Source organism: Sphingomonas sp. UYAg733 (assembly GCF_054057355.1).
Genome location: NZ_JBSRZE010000004.1, coordinates 210,272 through 229,170, shown reverse-complemented (window position 1 = coordinate 229,170; position 18,899 = coordinate 210,272). Strand labels below are relative to the sequence as shown.

Below are 18,899 nucleotides of genomic sequence, written 5' to 3'. Positions count from 1 at the left end.
CTTAGGCCGATGTCCGGTCTGAGCCGATGAACAACGCCCCGCCAGACCCCCGGATCATCGCTGCCGCAGGGCGCGCGACGGCCGACGCGCCGTTCCTCGCGATGATCATGGGTCGCGAGCCGGAACTCGCGGCGAGCTTGCAATATGGCGTGTTGCCAGCGCTCGACAATGTGATCATCGACGATGCGGCGATGCCCGTCGCGCGACGGTTGCGGCTGGAGCGGCGCCGGCTCGCGCTGATCGTGGCGCTGGGTGATCTCGCCGGCGTGCTCGATCTCACCGCGGTGACTGGAGCGCTCAGCGATTTCGCCGATCGCGCGCTCGATACCGCGATCCGTGCCGCGATCCAGGAACGGACACCAGGAGCCGCGCCGGCCGGCTTTGCCGCGATCGCGCTGGGCAAGCAGGGTAGCCATGAACTCAATTATTCGTCGGACATCGATCCGATCCTGATCTTCGATCCTGAAACCTTGCCATGCCGGCCGCGTGAGGACCCGCAAGAAGCGGCGGTGCGGATCGGCAAGCGCGTGGTCGAACTGCTCCAGGCGCGCGACGGCGACGGTTATGTCCTGCGCGTCGATCTGCGCTTGCGGCCATCGCCTGAGGCGACGCCGATCGCGTTGCCGGTCGAGGCGGCGATTGGCTATTATGAATCGCAGGCATTGCCTTGGGAACGCGCCGCCTTCATTCGCGCCCGCGCTGCGGCGGGCGATGTCGTCCTGGGGCGCCGTTTCCTCGAAGCAGTGCGCCCGTTCGTATGGCGGCGCGCGCTCGATTTTGGTGCGATCGGCGAGATCAGGGGCATTTCGCGTCGCATCCGCGACCATCATTCGCAGGGGCAGGCGTTCGGCCCCGGCTTTGACCTGAAGCGTGGGCGCGGCGGTATCCGCGAGGTCGAATTCTTCGCGCAGATCCATCAGTTGATCCATGGCGGCCGCGACCCCGTGCTGCGTGCGCCAGCGACGGGTGATGCGCTGGCCCGGCTGGCCGAAGCAGGATGGATCGGCAGTGACGAAGCTGCGGCGATGACGGCGGCGTACACGCTGTTCCGCACGATCGAGCACCGTGTGCAGATGGTCGATGATCGCCAGACTCATCACTTGCCGGTCGGCACGGCGCTCGATGGGGTGGCGCGCTTGCATGGCGTTGCCGATGCGGCGGCATTGCTCGACCTGCTTCGTCCGCACGTTGCGCGCACGGCGCAGATCTATGATTCGATCGAGCCCGACGATGATGCTGCCCTGTCGAGCGACCGGGAACGTCTCGCTGAGCAGCTTGGCGCGGCGGGCTTCACCGACACCGACATCGACGGCGCGGTGCAGCGCGTAGTACAATGGCGCGCGGGCAGCTATGCCGCACTGCGCAGCCCGGCCGCACTCGAGGCACTCGAAGCGGTACTCCCCGGGCTGGTCGAGGCGCTGGGAACCTCGCCCGACCCTCATGCCGCGATTCTGCGGCTCGATGCGATGCTGGCGCGGCTGCCCAGCGCGATCAATTTCCTCCGGTTGATCGAAGCGCGGCCGGCGCTGGCCCGGTTGCTCGGAGCGATCCTCAGTCACGCCGCGCCGCTGGCCGAGGCGCTCGGGCGGCGCGCGGAGCTACTCGACGGGTTGATCGACGCGACCGCGCTTGATCCCGTTGGATCGGTCGCGGCTCTGGCGGCAGAGATGGCGGCGGGTGAAGGCGATGCGGACTATCAGGCGCAGCTCGACCATGTCCGCAAAATCGTCGGCGAGAAGCGTTTCGCGTTGGGCACTCAGATCGTCGCCGGGGCGTCCGATCCGCTCGATGTCGCGGCTGGTTATGCACGCGTCGCCGAGGCGGCGATCGAGACGCTGGCGCGCGAAACGGTTACCGACTTCGCGCTGCGCCACGGCCATGTGCCGGAAAGTGAATTGGTGATTCTGGCGCTTGGGCGGATGGGCGGTGGGGCGATGACCCACGCGTCGGACCTTGATCTGATCTATCTCTTCACCGGTGATTTCGCTGTCGAGTCCGATGGCGAAAAGCCATTAGGTGCAGTGCTTTACTATAACAGGCTCGCACAACGCCTTACCGCGGCTCTGTCCGTCGCGACCGCCGCCGGCCCGCTCTATGAGGTCGACACACGGTTACGTCCGTCGGGCACGCAAGGGCCGCTGAGCGTCTCGCTCGACGGCTTTGCGCGGTATCAGCGCGAAAGCGCCTGGACCTGGGAACATATGGCGCTGACGCGGGCGCGGCCGGTGTTTGGATCGGCGGATGCGCGTGCGGCGGTGATTGCTGTAATCGATGAGGTTCTGGCCGGTGACCGGCCCCAGCGCGACATCGTGGCGGAGGCTGCCGGGATGCGCACCGAGATGGCTGCGCACAAGCCGCCACAAGGACCGCTCGATGCGAAATTGCTGCCCGGTGGCCTGGTCGATCTCGAATTCGCGGTCCATGTCGCGCAACTCACCCATCTTGCCGGGTTCGATCCGCATCTCGGCCGGGCGATCGACAAGCTCGTGGTCGCCGGTATCGCCCCTGCCGCGATGAAGCCGGCGCACGATCTGCTGACGCGCATGATCGTCACGCTGCGGCTGGTCGCCCCCGACGCGCAAATGCCCGCGCCGGCGACACAGGCGCTCATCGCCCGGGCGCTCGGTTTCGAAAACTGGGATGCGGCCATTGCCTCCTTCGAGCGGACCCGGCAGGAAGTCGATGATTTCTGGCGGTCGGTAGTGGGCAGTAATGGGCGGTAGTGGGCAGTAATGGGCGGTAGCGGACAGTAGTTGGCGGTAGCGGGGAGGGGATGATGGCGAAAACGATCGAGGAAGGCGCGACGCTGCCGGATATCGACTTGGCGACGCCGGGCGGCGGACGCGTCAATCTTCGCGGTTTTGCCGGCAAGCCGTTCGTGCTGTATTTCTACCCGAAGGACGACACGACGGGCTGTACGCGCGAAGCGCAGGACTTCAGCCTTCTCTATCCGGAATTTCGGGCGCTCGGCGCCGAAATCCTCGGCGTGTCGCGTGACACGCCGGCCAAGCATCAGAAATTCATCGACAAATATGACCTGACCGTACCGCTGGCGACCGACGATAAGGACGCGGCGATGGCGGCGTTCGGCGTGTGGATCGAAAAGAGCCTGTACGGCAGAACCTATATGGGGATCGACCGCTCGACCTGGTTGTTCGATGCGCGGGGCGTGCTGGTGCGCCTGTGGCGGCGGGTGCGCGTGCCGGGGCACGCAGCGGCGGTACTGGCGGCGGTCAGGGATCTCGGCTGAAGCCGCCAAACGCGCTGGTCGGGTCATCAATTCGGCGTCAAACGCGCGAACCGGCAATTGGTTCATCGCAATTTTCAGCATGATTACGCCAATGTTCAACGACTCGCCGTGCGACTCAGCCGGTTGAGCCCGGTAAACCACCCAAGCCCTTGCCGTATAGTGACAACGTGGGTCAGAACCCCAGTCGTCAAGAACGCGGAGGGGCTGCGATCGAGACATAAAGTCGGATACCGGCGATCCTCCCGGTGTCTTAAAATGGTCGTTGGGGACTCAATGAGCAAGATTTCAGTCGCGTCTACCGCGAATCTTATCGCGCGGTTCCGGACGTACTTCACGACCCGCGACGTGATCTTTCACGATGGCCGCGATCTTCGCCGCTTCAGCATCGGCGGCCGTACCCAGGCCCTGATGGCTGGCATTGCCGGCATCACCCTTTGTTTTTCGGCTTATGGCGTAGCGCAGGCCGCGGTCGGCGCGGTGGCGTTGAGCGGGATCGTCGATGCGCCGTTGTCGCCCGAAGCCAAGGTCGCCCAGATGCAGGCCCGCGTCACGAAGATGCAGGCCGATGTCGCCACGATCAAGAATGTCGCCCAGGCCCATGCCGTCCGTGTCGAACAACGCCAGGCGCTGATCTCTGCCGTGATGACCGGCAGGGCCGACCCCCGCGCCCTGTCGATGGCCGTTCCGGCGATCGATCCGGAGGATGCGAAGGTTGCCGCTGACGTGATCAAGCCGCTGCAACAGGTCGAAAATCGCCAGGTTTCGTTGGCGATGAGGGCGCGCAATGCGGCCGAACAGCGTTACGCGATGACCATCCAGCATGTCCGCCGCCTGGGCATCGCGCCCGAGCGCTTCGCCGGCCGCGCGTCCAAAATGCCCGCCATGGGTGGCCCGTTCGAGGCCGCCGACAGCGCCGAGGCGACCGCGGAAGCGCGCGCCGACCTGCAGTTCCGTTCATTGTTCATGACCTGGAAGAAGCTCGATTCGCTTGAGCAGGGCGTGATCGCGATCCCCTCGGCCCAGCCGGTCGCGCATGTCAGCTTCACCAGCAATTATGGCGTCCGCTCCGACCCGTTCCGTGGCACCGCCGCAATGCATGCCGGCGTCGATATTCCCGGCCCGATGGGCACGCCGGTCTATGCCACCGCTGACGGCATCATCGGCCGCGCGGAGCGTTCGGGCGGTTACGGCAATCTGGTCGAGATCAACCACGGCAAGGGCATCCAGACGCGCTACGGTCATCTGTCGAAAATCCTCGTCGTCGCCAATACCCGGGTGAAGCGCGGCCAGTTGATCGCGCTGATGGGTTCGACCGGACGTTCGACCGGCTGCCACCTTCATTATGAGGTCCGCATCGACGGCCATGCGGTCAATCCGATCCCGTTCCTGCAGACCGCCGACTATCTGCAGACGGTACAGGATCGTGCGGTTAAGCTGACGTCGACATCGATCGGCGGACCTGCCGGGCAGTAGTTTTCTTTCCGTCTGCCGTTTGCGGGGGCGAGGAGAATTGATCGGCTGGTTGCCGTCCCACGCGCGACCGCCTATCTCTCGATGATGGCCACATTAGCTCAAGCCGAGATCACCCTGACACCGTCCGCGGCGTCGCGCGTCGCGGCGATTGCCGCGCGGCAGGGAAAGCCCGCCATCCTGCGTCTGGCCGTCGATGGCGGTGGATGTTCGGGTTTTCAGTACAAGTTCGAACTCGCCGACACCGTTGCGGCTGATGATACCGTCGCGGAAACGCTGGCGGTCAAGCTGGTGGTCGATCCGATCAGCCTCGATCTGGTGCGCGGTTGCGCGGTCGATTATGTCGAATCGCTCGGCGGCGCCGCCTTCAAGGTCGAGAACCCCAATGCCGCATCGGGCTGCGGTTGCGGTTCGAGCTTTTCGGTCTGATCCGAGTTGAAGATCGTCAGCTATAATGTGAACGGTATCAAGGCGCGGCTGCCGCGCCTGATCGAGTATCTGACCGAGCAGCAGCCCGATGTGGTGTGCCTGCAGGAATTGAAGTCGAGCGACGAAACATTCCCCGAAGAAGACATCCGCGCCGCCGGTTACGGTGCCATATGGCATGGGCAGAAAAGCTGGAATGGCGTCGCGGTGCTCGCCAGGGGCAGCGATCCGGTTGAGCGCCAGCGCGGTTTGGCGGGCGAGATCGAGGACGATCATAGCCGTTATCTGGAGGCTGAGGTCGACGGCGTGGTGATCGCCTCGATCTACCTGCCCAATGGCAACCCGCAGCCGGGGCCGAAATTCGATTACAAGCTGCGCTGGATGGAGCGGCTTGCCGCCCGCGCGCGCGACTTGCTCGCCGAGGAAAAGCCGGTGGTTCTGGCGGGCGACTATAATGTCATCCCGAATGACGACGACACTTTCTCGGTACGCGCGATGCAGGACGATGCGCTGATGCAACCCGAAAGCCGCGAGGCCTTTCGCCGTCTTGTCGCGCAGGGCTGGACCGACGCGCTGCGCACACGCCACCCCAAGGGCGGCGTATGGACGTTCTGGGATTATCAGGCGGGCGCCTGGCAACGCGACGCGGGGTTCCGCATCGACCATCTGTTGCTCAGCCCGATCGCTGCCGACCGTCTGCTCGATGCGGGTATCGACAAGGATTATCGCGGGCGCGAAAAGGCGAGCGATCATGCCCCGACCTGGGCACGGCTGCGCTAGGTTTCTGACCGCGCTTTTGGTCGCGACGCGCGGCCGATCCTTCGATAATATCCCAATTTTCCAATAATACTGGAACAAGGCGGGAGAAAATCTTTGCGGATCAACGTCATGGTTGCGATCGCGGCGGCAATGCTCGGCTCATCCGCCGCCTCTGCTGAGGAGCGCGATTATTGCCCTGCGCGCCCTGGCATCGGCACGCCCGCCTGTACGATCGCGCCGGGGCGCGTCTCGGTCGAGACCGGGTTGGCGGATTGGACGCGAGAGGAAGATTCGAGCCAGCGTAGCGATACGATCCTGATCGGCGATACGCTCGTTCGGATCGGCCTGACCGATAGCATCGAGGCGCAGATCGGATGGACGCCGTTCGGGCATGTCCGCAGCCGCGACAAGCTTGTCGGAACGATCGATCGCGCGGACCGCGTCGGCGACGCGCTGCTCGGCTTCAAGGCGAACCTGCACAACCCCGATGGCAGCGGCTTCTCGGTGGCGGTACAGCCGTTCGTGACGCTGCCGGTGGGGCGCGGGCCGGTCGGGGCAGGGGATTGGGGGGGCGGGCTGATCGTGCCGCTTACCTATGACTTGAGCGATAAGCTGAACCTCCAATTCACACCCGAAATCGACGCCGCGGTCGATCAGGATGGCAATGGCCGGCATCTGGCCTTCAGCGGCACGGCGGGGCTTGCCGCCGCGATCAGCGACGCGTTGACGGGCACGGTGGAATTCCAGGCGCTGCGCGATCAGGATCCGACCGGCAGGACGACGCAAACGCTTGCCGGCCTGTCATTCGGTTGGATGACGAACAAGGCGACGCAATTCGATATCGGCGGCGCGGTGGGGCTCAATCATGTCAGTCCCGATGCCGAAATCTATGTCGGTATCTCGCGACGCTTCTAGAAGGGATCGAACTTGGCGACGGATCAGTTGCTGCCGGGAGAGCATATCCGCTGGTCGGGTCAGCCGGCGCGTGGGATCGTGTTCAGTGTACAGGACATCTTCCTGATTCCGTTCAGCCTGATGTGGTGCGGCTTCGCCATCTTCTGGACCTTCGGCGCGACGAGCAGCGGGGCGCCGGCCTTCTTCACGTTATGGGGCCTGATGTTCGTCACGGTCGGCAGCTATTTCGTGGTCGGGCGGTTTGCCGTCGATGCATGGCTGCGAAGCCGCACGCGCTACGTCGTGACCGACCGGCGCATCCTGATCGAACGCGCGCCGCCGTTTTCCGCCTCCGCAGCGATCGGTCTGGCGCAATTGCCGGATCTTGCGTTGCGCGAGGGGCGTAATGGGCGAGGCACGATCCGCTTTGGCCCATCGGCCAACGCGTTCGGCAATCGAAGCTTCGGCATCTGGTCGCCCACGCTCGATCCGACGCCTCAATTCATCGCGATCGACGATGTGCGTGGCGTGTACAACCTGATCCAGCGGCTGGCCAACGATCGTTCGCGAGCCTGATCGATGCTTCGTGCCGCGCAGAGTGGCTGCAAGAGCGATACGATCCCGCGCTCGACAAGCGAGTGCGGTAAGCGTTGGCGGGCGCAATGCACATTGGGCCGCGATCCAATCCATGGATCGCGGGTTCGCCCTCTTATCAGAGCGTCCGTTCGTAAATCTCGTAACGCTTGTTGACCGTGCATTCGATGATTTCGGCGATCGAGCGCATGCCCTGATTGTCGTCGAGGATCCAGCCGATCTCGCCGCGCGTGGCGCCGAAATTGGTCACCGCATCGCGGCGGATATATTCGATCATCATCAGCGCGAGCTGGCTGGCGAGGCGCGACGCCTGCATGCGTTTGACCACGCCCATCAACGGCACGCGCATCGTGCGTACTTTCGGCGCGCGCAGCCAGAGCAGCAGCTTGGCCCAGCCGAATGGGAGCAGATTGCCGTTGAGCGGCCTGATCGCCTCGTTAAGGTCGGGAAGCGTGATCATGAAGGCGACCGGCTCGCCATCGACTTCGGCGATGCGGATCAAATCCTCGAACACGATCGGCTTCAATTTCTTGCCGACATCGTCGATCTCGGGCTGGGTCAGCGGCACGAAGCCCCAATTGTCCGACCAGGCATCGTTGAGGATGGCCAGGATGAGCGCCGCCTCATCGGCGAATTTCGCCTTGTTGACCCGGCGGATCGTGATGCGGGCGTTCTTCTCGCCCGCCGCAATGATGCGCTGGACGATCGGCGGGAACTGCTTCGTGATATCGAGCTCATAGGTGTAGAGCGTCTTGACGCCCTTATATCCCGCTTCCTCGATCCATTCCTGATAATGCGGCTTGTGATGCCCCATCATCACCGTCGGGGGATGGTCATGCCCCTCGACCAGCAGGCCGGGTTCTTCCCAGATCGACAGGCTGATCGGCCCGAGCGCGCGGGTCATGCCCTGTTGCTTGAGCCAGCCTTCGGCCGCCGAGATCAGCGCGCGCCAGACGTTGCGATCCTCCGCTTCGACCATGCCCCAGCAACCGACGCCGGGACCAAAACCCTGTTCGGGGGGCAGGGTGAGCGCAAGCGTGTCGATATGCGCGGAGATGCGTCCGACCACCCGGTCGCCACGCGTCGCGATGAACAATTGCGCGATCGCATGGCTGAACCAGCCATTCTTCTTCGGGTCGATCTTGCCCGCCTCTTCCGACTTCAATGGCGGCACCCAATTGGGGTCGTCGCTGTTGAGCCGATAGGCGATGTCGATGAACGCCTTGCGGTCGCGCCTGGTGGCGACGGGGCGGATGGAGAGGGGCAGGGTGGCCAAGATGTGATCGCCTTTTTCAGGTGCGGCATCCAGTCCCGCCTGCATGCCATTCTGTCAAGCGGGCAGCGGGCGCTCCGGGTATAACCCTGTTATTGCCACCATCCCGCCACTATCTTTGTGCAATGCAACGACCCATGGACAGCTCTCTTACTCTGGACCGGCGCGCCGCGACGGCGCGCCTCGACGCCGCGGTTCGCGCCCGTACTCAGGGCATTGCCGACGACAAGGCCATGCTGCGCACCGCTGCGGATCTGACGCGTGAGCTCAACGCGCCGCGCGCGTGGATTTACTGGTCGGACCTGGTCGCATCCGCGCTGGTCGGCTTTGCCGCGCTGGCGGCGGCGATCCTGCTCGCGCCGACCGGCTGGGCGATCCTTGCCGGGGTCGTGGCGGTGCTCGCGCTCTATCGCGCGGAAAGCTTCATCCATGAACTGACTCACATCAAGCATGCCGCGCTGCCCGGTTTCCGGTTCGGCTGGAATGTTTTGGCCGGGATTCCGCTGCTCGTGCCGTCTTTCATGTATGAAGGCGTCCACAACCTTCACCATGCGCGCACGCGCTATGGCACGGCGGAAGACCCCGAATATCTGCCGCTTGCGCTGATGAACCCCTGGACCTTGCCGCTGTTCGTGCTCGCCGCCTTGCTCGCGCCGGTTGCGCTGCTGGTGCGGTTCGCCGTGCTCGCGCCGCTGTCCGCGCTGATCCCCGCTTTGCGCACCATCGTGGTCGAACGCTATTCGGCACTATCGATCAACCCGTCGTTCCGCCGCCGCGCGCCCGAGGGCGCCGCGAAGACGCAATGGCTCTGGCAGGAAGCGGCGGCGAGCGTGTGGGCGATCGCGCTGCTGACCATGGTCGCGACCGGTGTCGTGCCGCTGCGCGCGTTCCTGATCTTCCTTGCGGTGGCTTCGAGCGTCGCCCTGATCAATCAAGTCCGCACGCTGGTTGCGCATCTGTGGGAGAATGAGGGCGAGGTCATGACCGTTACCGCCCAGTATCTCGACACGGTAAATGTGCCGCCGCCGGCACTGCTGCCGATGCTGTGGGCGCCGGTGGGCTTGCGCTATCATGCGCTGCATCACCTGCTGCCGGGCGTGCCCTATCATGCACTGGGCGAGGCGCATCGCCGCATCTCGGCCGCGCTCGATGGGCAGTCGCCTTATCACAAGGCGAGCTATCCCGGCCTGCCCGGCCTGGTCGCGAAGATCGCGCGCAGCACGATGGTGGCGCGCTAGGAGCTGGCCGGTTGCGATGGCGTTCTGGCTTGTTCATCGCGCTGCCGGAACGGCGAGGGGAGAAGTCGGGTCGTGATCTCTTGAGGCCAGAATGACCGCTAACGCCCGTTTGCGGACGCTGTGCGAATATTTTTCCCTAGGCTGCTTCATTCCGCTAATCCTTGGAATATTGATGCGGAGAAGATGATATGGATATCGTGTCCAGGGGGTGCGACCGGTGAGCACGTTCGGCGCCCCTATGTTATCGCTGGTTTCGGCATTGTTGGGTGCGGACACCCCACAAGCCAATCTCCAAGCGGCGCTGCGATTTCAGGCCGCGGTTGCGAGTCAGAATATTGCCAAGATCGAGTCGCTCACTCGCGGCGACATTAGTTTGCAAGGTCGTCAAATCACAGCATCCGAGCTTATCGAAACCCTAAGGCATTGCTCGGGTGAAGACCCGAAGGACTCTGGTAGGATGGGGTCGCTTAATTATCGTTGCGATACGGTGCCGAGCTTGCCCGGCAAATGTAAGGCGCCCGCCTACGCAGTCTTGGTTTATCCAGACATCACGCATGTGCGGATCAACTTATTCCCCTTGCTGCGAACGGATGGTGAGTGTGTCGCCCCGAGGGCTCCGGTCACAGGATGAAAGACAAGGCTGCCGCAAGATAACTGACGCACCTCGAATCTCCACCGAAACCCGCGCGCTGCGGCGCCTCTTAGACAGATTGGTAAAGGCAGCGTCGCCATGACCGCTTTCCACCATTATCGGAAATTCCAAATGTGGCTCCGTAATGCGGATTGCCCATAAAATATTTTGGCGAGTTATCCGGGCCAAGTTGCGAAGATCGCACGCAGCATGAGGGTAGCGCGCTAATCCCCGGAGCGTTCAACGATCGCGCTGCCGGCCATCAAATCCTCCCCGTACCGGGGAGGAGCGGCTTCGGGTGTTCAATGTTCAACCGTTCAATCTGCTATACATATTGAACGGTTGAACATTGAACACCTATGTCGCCCCGTCTCCGTCCACCTCCCCGTTCTCGCGCCGCGCCTTTTTGACCAGCCGGTTGACCGTCCCCGGCGAGACGCCAAGCTCGGCCGCGACCTGGCGTTGGCTCAGGCCGTTGCCGATCAGGTCTATGATCTCATCCTGCAAGCCATTTCCGTCCGCGCCCCGGATGTCGGCGATGTCGCGCATCGTCCATTGGTTGTCGCTGAACCCCGCCTCGAACGGGGCCGCGTCAGCGCCGGTGAAACCGCGGTTCTTGGTGAAGGTGACGACGAAGCGCGCGCCATCGGTTGCGAGATAATCGTCCGGCCGGCTGAGCCGCACCACGCTGTCCATCACATCCTCGCGGCGCGAGGTGCCGCGCTGCTCGCCGCCCTTGCCGGCATGATGGACGAACAGCACGCTGCGTCCGGCGCGGCGTTGCGCCAGCGCCCAGTTTTGCACCGATGCCCAACTTTCCGCTTCATTTTCGCGCCCCGAACGGCAGATGGTCGACAGATTGTCCACCACGATCAGCTCGGCGTCGCGGATCACCGGCTCGATCTGGCGCTGCCCGACCGGTGTGGAGAGATCAGGAATGCCGAACGGGCACAGATCGGATGCCAGCACGCGCAACCCGCCATCGGCCATGCCGCCGCTCTGGTCATTCTCGGTGATCCTGGCGAGCCGCTCCTGCAGCGCGACCGCCGGCATTTCGCCGTCAAGCAGCAGCACGGGCCGGGCAGCAGGCGCTTGCCAGCGCAGGAACCGGCCGCCGGTGGCGATGGCATGGGCCACACCCAGAGCGAAATGCGTCTTGCCCACGCCGCGCGGCGCGAACACCATCGCCAGCCCCTTGGCCGGCAACCATGGCGCCAGCAACATCTCGCGGCGGGGGAAGTCCATCTGCAGGAATTCGCCGAGCGACAGCGACACCAGGCCGCCGTGCGGTGCCTGATCGTCTTCGGCTCGATCGTCTCCCATAAGGTCAAGGTCGGCAAAGTTGATCAGCATGTCGATTTCTCCTGAGTGACGATGATATTGGGGCGGCGGATGCGGCGCTCGATGATGGTATGCAGCGCGGCGGCCAGTGCCGGCGTGGCGCAGCGGATCGTGTCATGGGCGATCAGCCCGGACAGTTCGGGCGCACCCCAGTCGAGGATCACCGACCCGCGCCCCGCGGCGCGCAGCCAGTCGAGCGCGCTGACATGGAGCATCGGCTTTGCCCAGCCGACCGCGCGCAGTTCGGGCTCACCCAACGCCCAGGCGACGCCGTACCGCAGCCAGTGACGCAGCGGCTCGTCCGGTCGCCACGCGACGAGATCGATCAGCATGGTCCCGTCATGGACCGGCTGCACGAGATAGCTCCTGGTCCCGCCCGGTTCCCAAATGCCCTGGCGATCGGTCTGCGCCATCGTCAGGCCGATCGGCGGCAGGTCGATGGTGGTGCGCGCCAGCGCCGCTTCGCTCACGCCAAGCCTGGCGAGATAGTCGAGCAGGCGTTTGTCCACTGCCTCGGCCATCGCGATCATCTCTTTCTTCAAGACAGCCGTCCGCATTGCCCCGATCCCTCTGGTTCCCGAGCCTGACCGGCGATTCGCCGATGCCGGGCATGGCTCTGGCAGGAGTCGTGATGCGGTTGAATCGACGGTATCTGGAGCGAGATGGCTCCAAAGATATTTTCGTCCCTCATCCCCGTGAAAACGGGGATCCCGCTGCCTTGGACCGTGATGCTGCAGAAGAAGAAGCGGGATCCCCGTTTTCACGGGGATGACGGCGGTAGTTCATCCTGCTCGCGGGAGAAACGACGGGACCGGCCACCATTGCCCAGCGCGAGCAACCGCGCGGGTGTTCAATGTTCAACCGTTCAAAATGTATAGCCGATTGAACGGTTGAACATTGAACACCGCCCACCGGACCGGCGGATTATTCCTCGGTCCGCACCAGCACCGCTTCGCCGATCAGGAAGAACAGCAGGAACGGCGCCCAGGCGGCGAGGAAGGGCGGATAGGCGCCGAGATTGCCCATCGCGAGCGCGAAATTATCCGCCACGAAGAAGGTGAAACCAAGCATCATGCCGATCACCGCGCGCAGGAACAGCTTGCCCGATCGCGCCACGCCGAACGCCGCGACCGCGCCGAGCAGCGGCATCAGGATCGACGAAAGCGGCCCCGACAGCTTGTGCCATGCCGCGCCCTCCAGCGCCTTGGTCGGCCGCCCGGCATCGGCGAGATCGCTGATCGCCGCACGTAACGCACCGAAGGACAAACCATCGGCATCGACGGTGGCGAGCGTGAACTGGTCGGGGCGAACGCCCTGCGCCATGACGATCGTGCCGAGCGTGACAAGCTTTCCGCTCTTGACGTCGAACCGCGTCGCGCCCTCGATCCGCCAGTCCTTGCCGGTATAGGCCCCGCGCTTGCCCTCGACGATGCTGACCAGATTGCCCTTCTCGCGGTCGTACAGCCTGATACCGGCGAGCAGCGCGCCCGCGCCCTTGCCCTTGATCTGGTCGACCTGGATCAGGTCGTCACCGTCGCGCACCCAGACATTGGAACGGTCGCCACGATCGATCGGCAATGGGCCATAATCGACCTTCTGCCATTGATTGAGCGTCGCGGTCGCGCGCGAGACGATCCGGTCATTGAAAGCGAACGAAATGACCGCCACGGCGAAGCTCGCGATGATCAGCGGGGCCAGCACCTGATGCGCGGACAGGCCCGACGCCTTGAGCGCGATGATCTCGCTGTTCTGGTTCATCTGCGTCAGCGTCAGGATGGTGCCCAGCAGCACGGAGAAGGGGAGCACAAAGGCGATGATCTGCGGCGCACGCAAGCTGACATAGCGCCAGATCTCGGCATCGCCATTGCCGGCATGACCCAGGATATTGCCGGTCTGACCGAGCAGGTCGAGCGCCTGCAGCACGAGCACCATCGCGGCCAGGATCGCAAAGGTCCGCACCATGAACAGTCGCGCCATATAGACGGCGACCACGCGCGAGGGGAAGAATTGCAGAAAGTTCATGTTGCGGCCTCGGGCCGACGTCCGGGCAGGCGCCGCATGATCGCCTTGCCGATCTTGCCGATTACCCGTTCGAGCGCGCCGATCGGCTGGCCATCGGGGACATAGGCGATGGTATAGTACATCCACAGCACCAGGCCGGCAAAGATCAGGAATGGCGTCCACAGCGCGATCAGCGGGTCGATCCGGCCAAGACCGCCGATCGCCTCCGCATATTGGTTCACCTTGTGATAGGTCACGACCATCACGATCGCCAGGAACACGCCGAGCGCCGACGACGATCGCTTCGGCGGCACGCCGAGCGCAAGCGCGAGCAGTGGCAACAGGAACATCGTCGCGACTTCGACGACGCGGAAGTGGAAGGCGGACCGGCTGGTGTCACGCAATTCCGCGCCCGCCTTCGGATCACCGCCGATCCGCGCAAGTTCGGGCAGGGTCAGTTCGAGATTGCGTTCGCCACGCTGGCGGAAATTGCCATATTTGGGTAACGGGATCGGCAAATTATGTGTGCTGAAGGTCAGCACCCGGGGCGTCGCGATGCCTGGCGCCTCGTTGATCAACACGCCGTTGCTCAGCTGGAAGACGATCTCTTCGGGATTGTCGGTGGCGAGGAACTTGCCGCTTTCTGCGGTCACAGCATAAGCGCTGCCGTCCTTTGTCACCGCCTTGACGAAGATGCCCGACAATTTGCGACCCTGATCGCGGCTGCGCTCGATGCGCACCGTCATCCTGTCACTGAAATGCGTGAACTCGCCGACCTTGATCGACGCGCCAAGCGCCCCGGTGCGAAGCTCGAAGCGCAATCCTTCATAGGCATAGCGCGCATAGGGCTGGACGAAGCCGACGATTGCCAGATTGACCGCCGCGAGGAAGATCGCGAACATGTACGGCACGCGCAACAGCCGCCAATAGCTCATGCCCACGCCGCGCATCACGTCGAGCTCGGAAGTCGTGGCAAGCTTGCGAAAGGCGAGCAGCACGCCGAGCAGCAGGCCGATCGGAATGCCCAGCCCGAGATATTCGGGCAGCAAATTGGCCAGCATCTTCCACACCACGGCAACCGGCCCGCCCTCGGTGGCGACAAAATCGAACAGGCGCAGCATGCGGTCGAGCACCAGCAGCATCGCCGAGATGACGAGTGTGGAGATCAGCGGCACTGCGATAAGCCGGACCATGTAGCGATCGATGGATTTCATCGGGCGGGGGACGGGCTTTCAGGAAAAGGGCGGGATACCCAGCTAACGGCGTCAACGGGCTATATCGGGGGCGCGACGCTACGTCAGCCGGAAAATCATTCGGCCGCAATGCTATGAGTGGGATGCGCATAGTGCGGTGCGGCGGGCCGATCCAATGCCATGGCGGCGGCGATGCCGCGTTCGAGCGCGGTCATGGTGAAGGGTTTGCGCAGCACATGATTCCCGCCGAACTCCGCTTCGCTCGCCTCGCCGGCAAAACCCGTCACGAACAGCACCGCGATATGCGGGTAATCGGATCGCAGGCCGGCGATCATCTCCGGGCCGGTCTGCCCCGGCATGAGCACGTCCGACACGATCAGGTCGATATTGCCGGCCGCCCGCAGCAGCGCCGGCGCGCTCAGAGGATCGCTGCAGGCGACCGGGCGGTGGCCGATCTCCTCCAATGCGCCCATCGTCGCGGCGAGCACACGCTGGTCGTCCTCGACGACGAGAATGTCGAGCAAGGCCGGCGCCACCGGTTCGGGGGGCGCGGCGAGGGGCTCCTTGACCGATGATTGCGCGGCGGTATCGCGGGGCAAATAAAGCGTCACGGTGGTGCCCTTGCCGAGATCGGACTGCAGGCCGATCTCGCCTTCGGCCTGACGTACAAAGGCGAATATCTGGCTGAGGCCAAGGCCCGTGCCCTTGCCCACCGGCTTAGTCGTGAAAAAGGGTTCGAACACGCGCTCCATAACCTCGGGGGTCATGCCGTATCCGGTATCGGTGACCGCGATCGTCACATATTGGCCCGCCGGGCAACGGCCCACCGCATGTTCGGCCAATTGCGTGCCCGCAGTGACGATGGTCAGCGTGCCCCGGCCCTCCATCGCATCGCGCGCATTGACCGCCAGGTTGAGGACAGCATTCTCAAGCTGATGGCGGTCGGCACGGGTCAACCAGCCCTGGCCCTGGTCATGCGCGACAACGGTGATCGCATCGCCAAGCGTGCGATCGAGCAGATCGGACATGCCGGTGATCAATTCGCCCGCCGCGATCGGTTCGAGACGCAGCGATTCCTCGCGCGAAAAGGCCAGCAACTGGCGAGTGAGCGCGGCGGCGCGGTTCGCACCCTCCATCGCGCTTTCGATATGGCGCAGCGCCGGGCTGGACGCCTTGCTCAAATTGCGTTTGGCGAGCTCAAGTCCGCCGAGAACTACGGCAAGCATGTTATTGAAATCATGGGCAATTCCGCCGGTGAGCTGTCCCACTGCTTCCATCTTCTGGACTTGGCGCAGCTTGCTTTCCTGCAGGCGCAATTCCTCGGTCGCCTTGGTCACCGCGGCTTCGAGTTCAAGCGAACGTTCGCGCTCCGCCTCCGCTTCGGCCCGGGCGGTGGCGCGCTGGCCGAGCGCCTCCACGGTCAGCCAGCCGAGCGCGATCGCGCCAAGCACGATCAGGATGCCGAATATGACAAGCACGCGTGCCACGTTGTTCGACTGATCGACCGAGCGCATCGCCGTGCCGGTGCGCCGATCGAGCAACTGCCGTTCCTCCGCGATGATGCCGTCGAGCTGCTGGTTGATCTCGGTCAGCGAGGTCGCTTTGCGTGCCTGGTAATACCGCGCAAGGGCCTGGTTGTTCTTGCCGTAATTGGTGCTGAGCGCGGTCAGCGACAATTCGCTGCCGCGCTCATTATAGGCGTGGCGGAGCGCGTCGATCCGTCGTTGTTGCGGCGGATTGTCGCCGGTAACCACGTCGAGCCGGTTGATCTGCTGGCCGGCCAGCTGCCATTCCTCGAAATAGAGCCGGCCAAGTTCCTTGTCGGCGCTGATCACGTAACGGCCGAGCGATGCCTCCGATCGCGCGATCGTTCCCGACAGGGTGCGCGACAGGATCATCACCTCATAACTATGTGATTGTGCCCGGGTTGCCTGCTCTCGCTGGCGGTTGGCCTCCCCCAAAGTGAGCACGAGCGCGATGAGCACGGCAGCGCCAAGCAACGCCATCATGACCAGCATGATGGTGCGCCAGGGGGTTTGCCGCCCTGTCGAAACCTCGATCTCGCCCTCGGTCCAACTCATCGGAGGCGAAACTACACGCTCGCGCAACTCGTGGGAAGCCGCCGCTTCGGTCTTAGAGGCTGCTGGGAAAATGCGCCGGCAGGTGCATTTGGCGGTATCGGCCCGCCCCCCCTCCCGGCCACCCATTCAGGATATGCTGTGGGTGGCCGGGAGGGGGAGCGGGCCGGCACTGCCTTGAAATTCGCTCTTTCGCGAATTTTCAAACAGACTCTTAACCGATCACGCCCACGGCCCGGCCTGCGGCCTTGAACATGCCGAGAATGGTGTCGATCTGCTCAGTCGTGTGTTCGGCGCAGAGCGAGCAGCGCAGCAGATAGGTGCCGGCCGGTGTCGCCGGCGGCCGCGCCATGTTGACGTACAAGCCGCCATCGAGCAGCGCCTGCCACATCGTCACCGCTTGCTCCTGATCCTCCAGGATCACCGCGATGATCGCGCTGTCGGGCTTTTCGGTGCCGAGCTTGAAACCCATCGCGGTCAGCCCGCCGTGCAATTTGCGAGCGTTTTCCCATAGATGCTGGCGCTTGTTATGGGCGTAACGCAACTTGCGGATCGACGCCGCCGCGGTCGCGACGACCGAAGGCGGCAACGATGCGGTGAAGATATAGGGGCGGCAGGCAAGCCTGATCGCTTCGAACTTGGGGTGGTTCGAGACGCAGAAGCCGCCGACCGTGCCGACCGATTTGGAGAAGGTGCCGACGATGAAATCGACATCGCCCTCGCAGCCCTGTTCCTCATAAACGCCGCGGCCATTGGGGCCGTAAAAGCCCATCGAATGCGCTTCGTCGGACAATATCATCGCGCCGTGCTTCTTGGCGACGGCGACCATTTCCTTGAGCGGCGCGATGTCGCCGAGCATCGAATAGACGCCCTCGAGCACGACCAGCTTGCCCGGTTCCCTGGGCAAGCGGCCGAGGCGCTTGTCGAGATCCTCGACATTGTTGTGGCGGAAACGCACGATCTCGGCATTGCCCTGCTGGCAACCGTCATAGATCGAGGCATGACTGTCGGCGTCGAGGATAACATATTCGCCCTTGCCGGCGAGCGTCGAGATCATGCCGAGATTGGCCATATATCCCGTCGAAAAGACGATAGCCCCGGTCACGCCATAGAATTCGCGCAGTGCTTCCTCGACATCCATATGGTCGCGGAACGTGCCGTTGAGCATGCGCGACCCGTTGGTGCCCGATCCGAACTGGTCGAGCGCATCCTTGCCCGCCTGGATCACGTCGGGGTCGAAGGTCATGCCCATATAGTTATAGGTGCCGAGCAGGATCGTATCCTTGCCGTTGATCACGGCTTCGGTCGGCGATTTGACCTGGTCCATCACGATCGCGAACGGGTCGGTGACGCCGGTATCGATTAGTGCCTGGCGTTCGGCGATCAGTGCATCGAACTTCGACATCAGATCACGCCCAGGTGCATTGGCCGACGCGACCATGGGCGGATCGGAGGGCAGTTTCTCGGTGGTCTGGCCGGCATCGGTCATCGGCTCAGCCCTTCAGTTTCTCGACGGCATCGACGAGCTGGCCGACGGTTTCGATCTCGGCCTGCATGTTCATCGTGATGATGATCTCGAACTCGTCCTCGATCGCGGCGACGAAATCCATCACGGTCAGGCTGTCCCATTCAAGATCGCCCTGGAACGTCGTCGCATCCGACAGCGCCACACCCTTCTTGTTGAACGGCTCGATCTGGGCGGCGACGGTGTCGAAAATCTGCTGGCGGTCGCTCATGATGGTCCTTTGATG

The 18,899-nt window shown here is 63.8% G+C and carries 16 protein-coding genes; 8 read left to right on the top strand and 8 right to left on the bottom strand.

Annotated features, from left to right (window positions below; translation table 11 throughout):
• Positions 1 to 26: 26 nt before the first annotated feature.
• The 7 genes from glnE (at position 27) to ACVWZA_RS10135 (ending at position 7,375) form a co-directional block, all read left to right on the top strand.
• Complete coding sequence (gene glnE / locus ACVWZA_RS10165) at positions 27 to 2,723, top strand: bifunctional [glutamate--ammonia ligase]-adenylyl-L-tyrosine phosphorylase/[glutamate--ammonia-ligase] adenylyltransferase (protein WP_457311079.1); 2,697 nt, start codon at positions 27 to 29, stop codon at positions 2,721 to 2,723.
• A gap of 53 nt (positions 2,724 to 2,776) precedes the next feature.
• Positions 2,777 to 3,250, top strand: a complete 474-nt coding sequence (locus tag ACVWZA_RS10160) for a peroxiredoxin (protein ID WP_457311078.1) — start codon at positions 2,777 to 2,779, stop codon at positions 3,248 to 3,250.
• 273 nt (positions 3,251 to 3,523) lie between these two features.
• Positions 3,524 to 4,723, top strand: a complete 1,200-nt coding sequence (locus ACVWZA_RS10155; protein ID WP_457311077.1) for a peptidoglycan DD-metalloendopeptidase family protein — start codon at positions 3,524 to 3,526, stop codon at positions 4,721 to 4,723.
• 84 nt (positions 4,724 to 4,807) lie between these two features.
• Positions 4,808 to 5,149, top strand: a complete 342-nt coding sequence (erpA, locus tag ACVWZA_RS10150) for an iron-sulfur cluster insertion protein ErpA (protein ID WP_457311157.1) — start codon at positions 4,808 to 4,810, stop codon at positions 5,147 to 5,149.
• Positions 5,150 to 5,155: 6 nt separating this feature from the next.
• The gene (gene xth, locus ACVWZA_RS10145; RefSeq protein WP_457311076.1) at positions 5,156 to 5,926 is read left to right on the top strand and encodes an exodeoxyribonuclease III; all 771 of its coding nucleotides are present in this window, start codon (positions 5,156 to 5,158) and stop codon (positions 5,924 to 5,926) included.
• Between the two features lie 93 nt (positions 5,927 to 6,019).
• Positions 6,020 to 6,820, top strand: a complete 801-nt coding sequence (locus ACVWZA_RS10140; protein ID WP_457311075.1) for a transporter — start codon at positions 6,020 to 6,022, stop codon at positions 6,818 to 6,820.
• A gap of 12 nt (positions 6,821 to 6,832) precedes the next feature.
• Entirely contained in the window at positions 6,833 to 7,375 is a 543-nt protein-coding gene (locus tag ACVWZA_RS10135) for a hypothetical protein (RefSeq protein ID WP_457311074.1), read from the top strand.
• A gap of 136 nt (positions 7,376 to 7,511) precedes the next feature.
• Here ACVWZA_RS10135 and ACVWZA_RS10130 read toward each other — a convergent pair whose 3' ends face one another.
• A complete protein-coding gene (locus ACVWZA_RS10130) occupies positions 7,512 to 8,669 on the bottom strand; it encodes an N-acetyltransferase (RefSeq protein ID WP_457311073.1) in 1,158 nt (385 codons plus the stop codon).
• Between the two features lie 134 nt (positions 8,670 to 8,803).
• Between ACVWZA_RS10130 and ACVWZA_RS10125 the strand changes: the two genes are divergently transcribed.
• Positions 8,804 to 9,904, top strand: coding sequence for a fatty acid desaturase family protein (locus ACVWZA_RS10125; RefSeq protein ID WP_457311072.1), 1,101 nt, complete (start codon positions 8,804 to 8,806; stop codon positions 9,902 to 9,904).
• A 988-nt stretch (positions 9,905 to 10,892) separates the two neighbouring features.
• Here ACVWZA_RS10125 and ACVWZA_RS10120 read toward each other — a convergent pair.
• The 7 genes from ACVWZA_RS10120 to ACVWZA_RS10090 all read right to left on the bottom strand — a co-directional run bounded on the left by ACVWZA_RS10120 (position 10,893) and on the right by ACVWZA_RS10090 (position 18,884).
• On the bottom strand, positions 10,893 to 11,888 hold the full coding sequence (locus ACVWZA_RS10120) for an AAA family ATPase (RefSeq protein ID WP_457311071.1): 996 nt from the start codon (positions 11,886 to 11,888) through the stop codon (positions 10,893 to 10,895).
• The gene (locus ACVWZA_RS10115; protein WP_457311070.1) at positions 11,882 to 12,433 is read right to left on the bottom strand and encodes a hypothetical protein; all 552 of its coding nucleotides are present in this window, start codon (positions 12,431 to 12,433) and stop codon (positions 11,882 to 11,884) included. The genes ACVWZA_RS10120 and ACVWZA_RS10115 overlap by 7 nt, the downstream gene beginning before the upstream one ends.
• A 367-nt stretch (positions 12,434 to 12,800) precedes the next feature.
• Entirely contained in the window at positions 12,801 to 13,898 is a 1,098-nt protein-coding gene (gene lptG, locus ACVWZA_RS10110) for an LPS export ABC transporter permease LptG (RefSeq protein ID WP_457311069.1), read from the bottom strand.
• Entirely contained in the window at positions 13,895 to 15,070 is a 1,176-nt protein-coding gene (locus tag ACVWZA_RS10105) for an LptF/LptG family permease (RefSeq protein WP_457311068.1), read from the bottom strand. The genes lptG and ACVWZA_RS10105 overlap by 4 nt, the downstream gene beginning before the upstream one ends.
• A gap of 116 nt (positions 15,071 to 15,186) precedes the next feature.
• Complete coding sequence (locus ACVWZA_RS10100) at positions 15,187 to 17,151, bottom strand: ATP-binding protein (protein WP_457311067.1); 1,965 nt, start codon at positions 17,149 to 17,151, stop codon at positions 15,187 to 15,189.
• Positions 17,152 to 17,362: 211 nt separating this feature from the next.
• Positions 17,363 to 18,589: a serine palmitoyltransferase gene (gene spt / locus ACVWZA_RS10095; RefSeq protein ID WP_457311156.1), complete on the bottom strand. Its 1,227-nt coding sequence runs from the start codon at positions 18,587 to 18,589 to the stop codon at positions 17,363 to 17,365.
• A 52-nt stretch (positions 18,590 to 18,641) separates the two neighbouring features.
• On the bottom strand, positions 18,642 to 18,884 hold the full coding sequence (locus ACVWZA_RS10090; protein WP_457311066.1) for an acyl carrier protein: 243 nt from the start codon (positions 18,882 to 18,884) through the stop codon (positions 18,642 to 18,644).
• Positions 18,885 to 18,899: the final 15 nt, after the last annotated feature.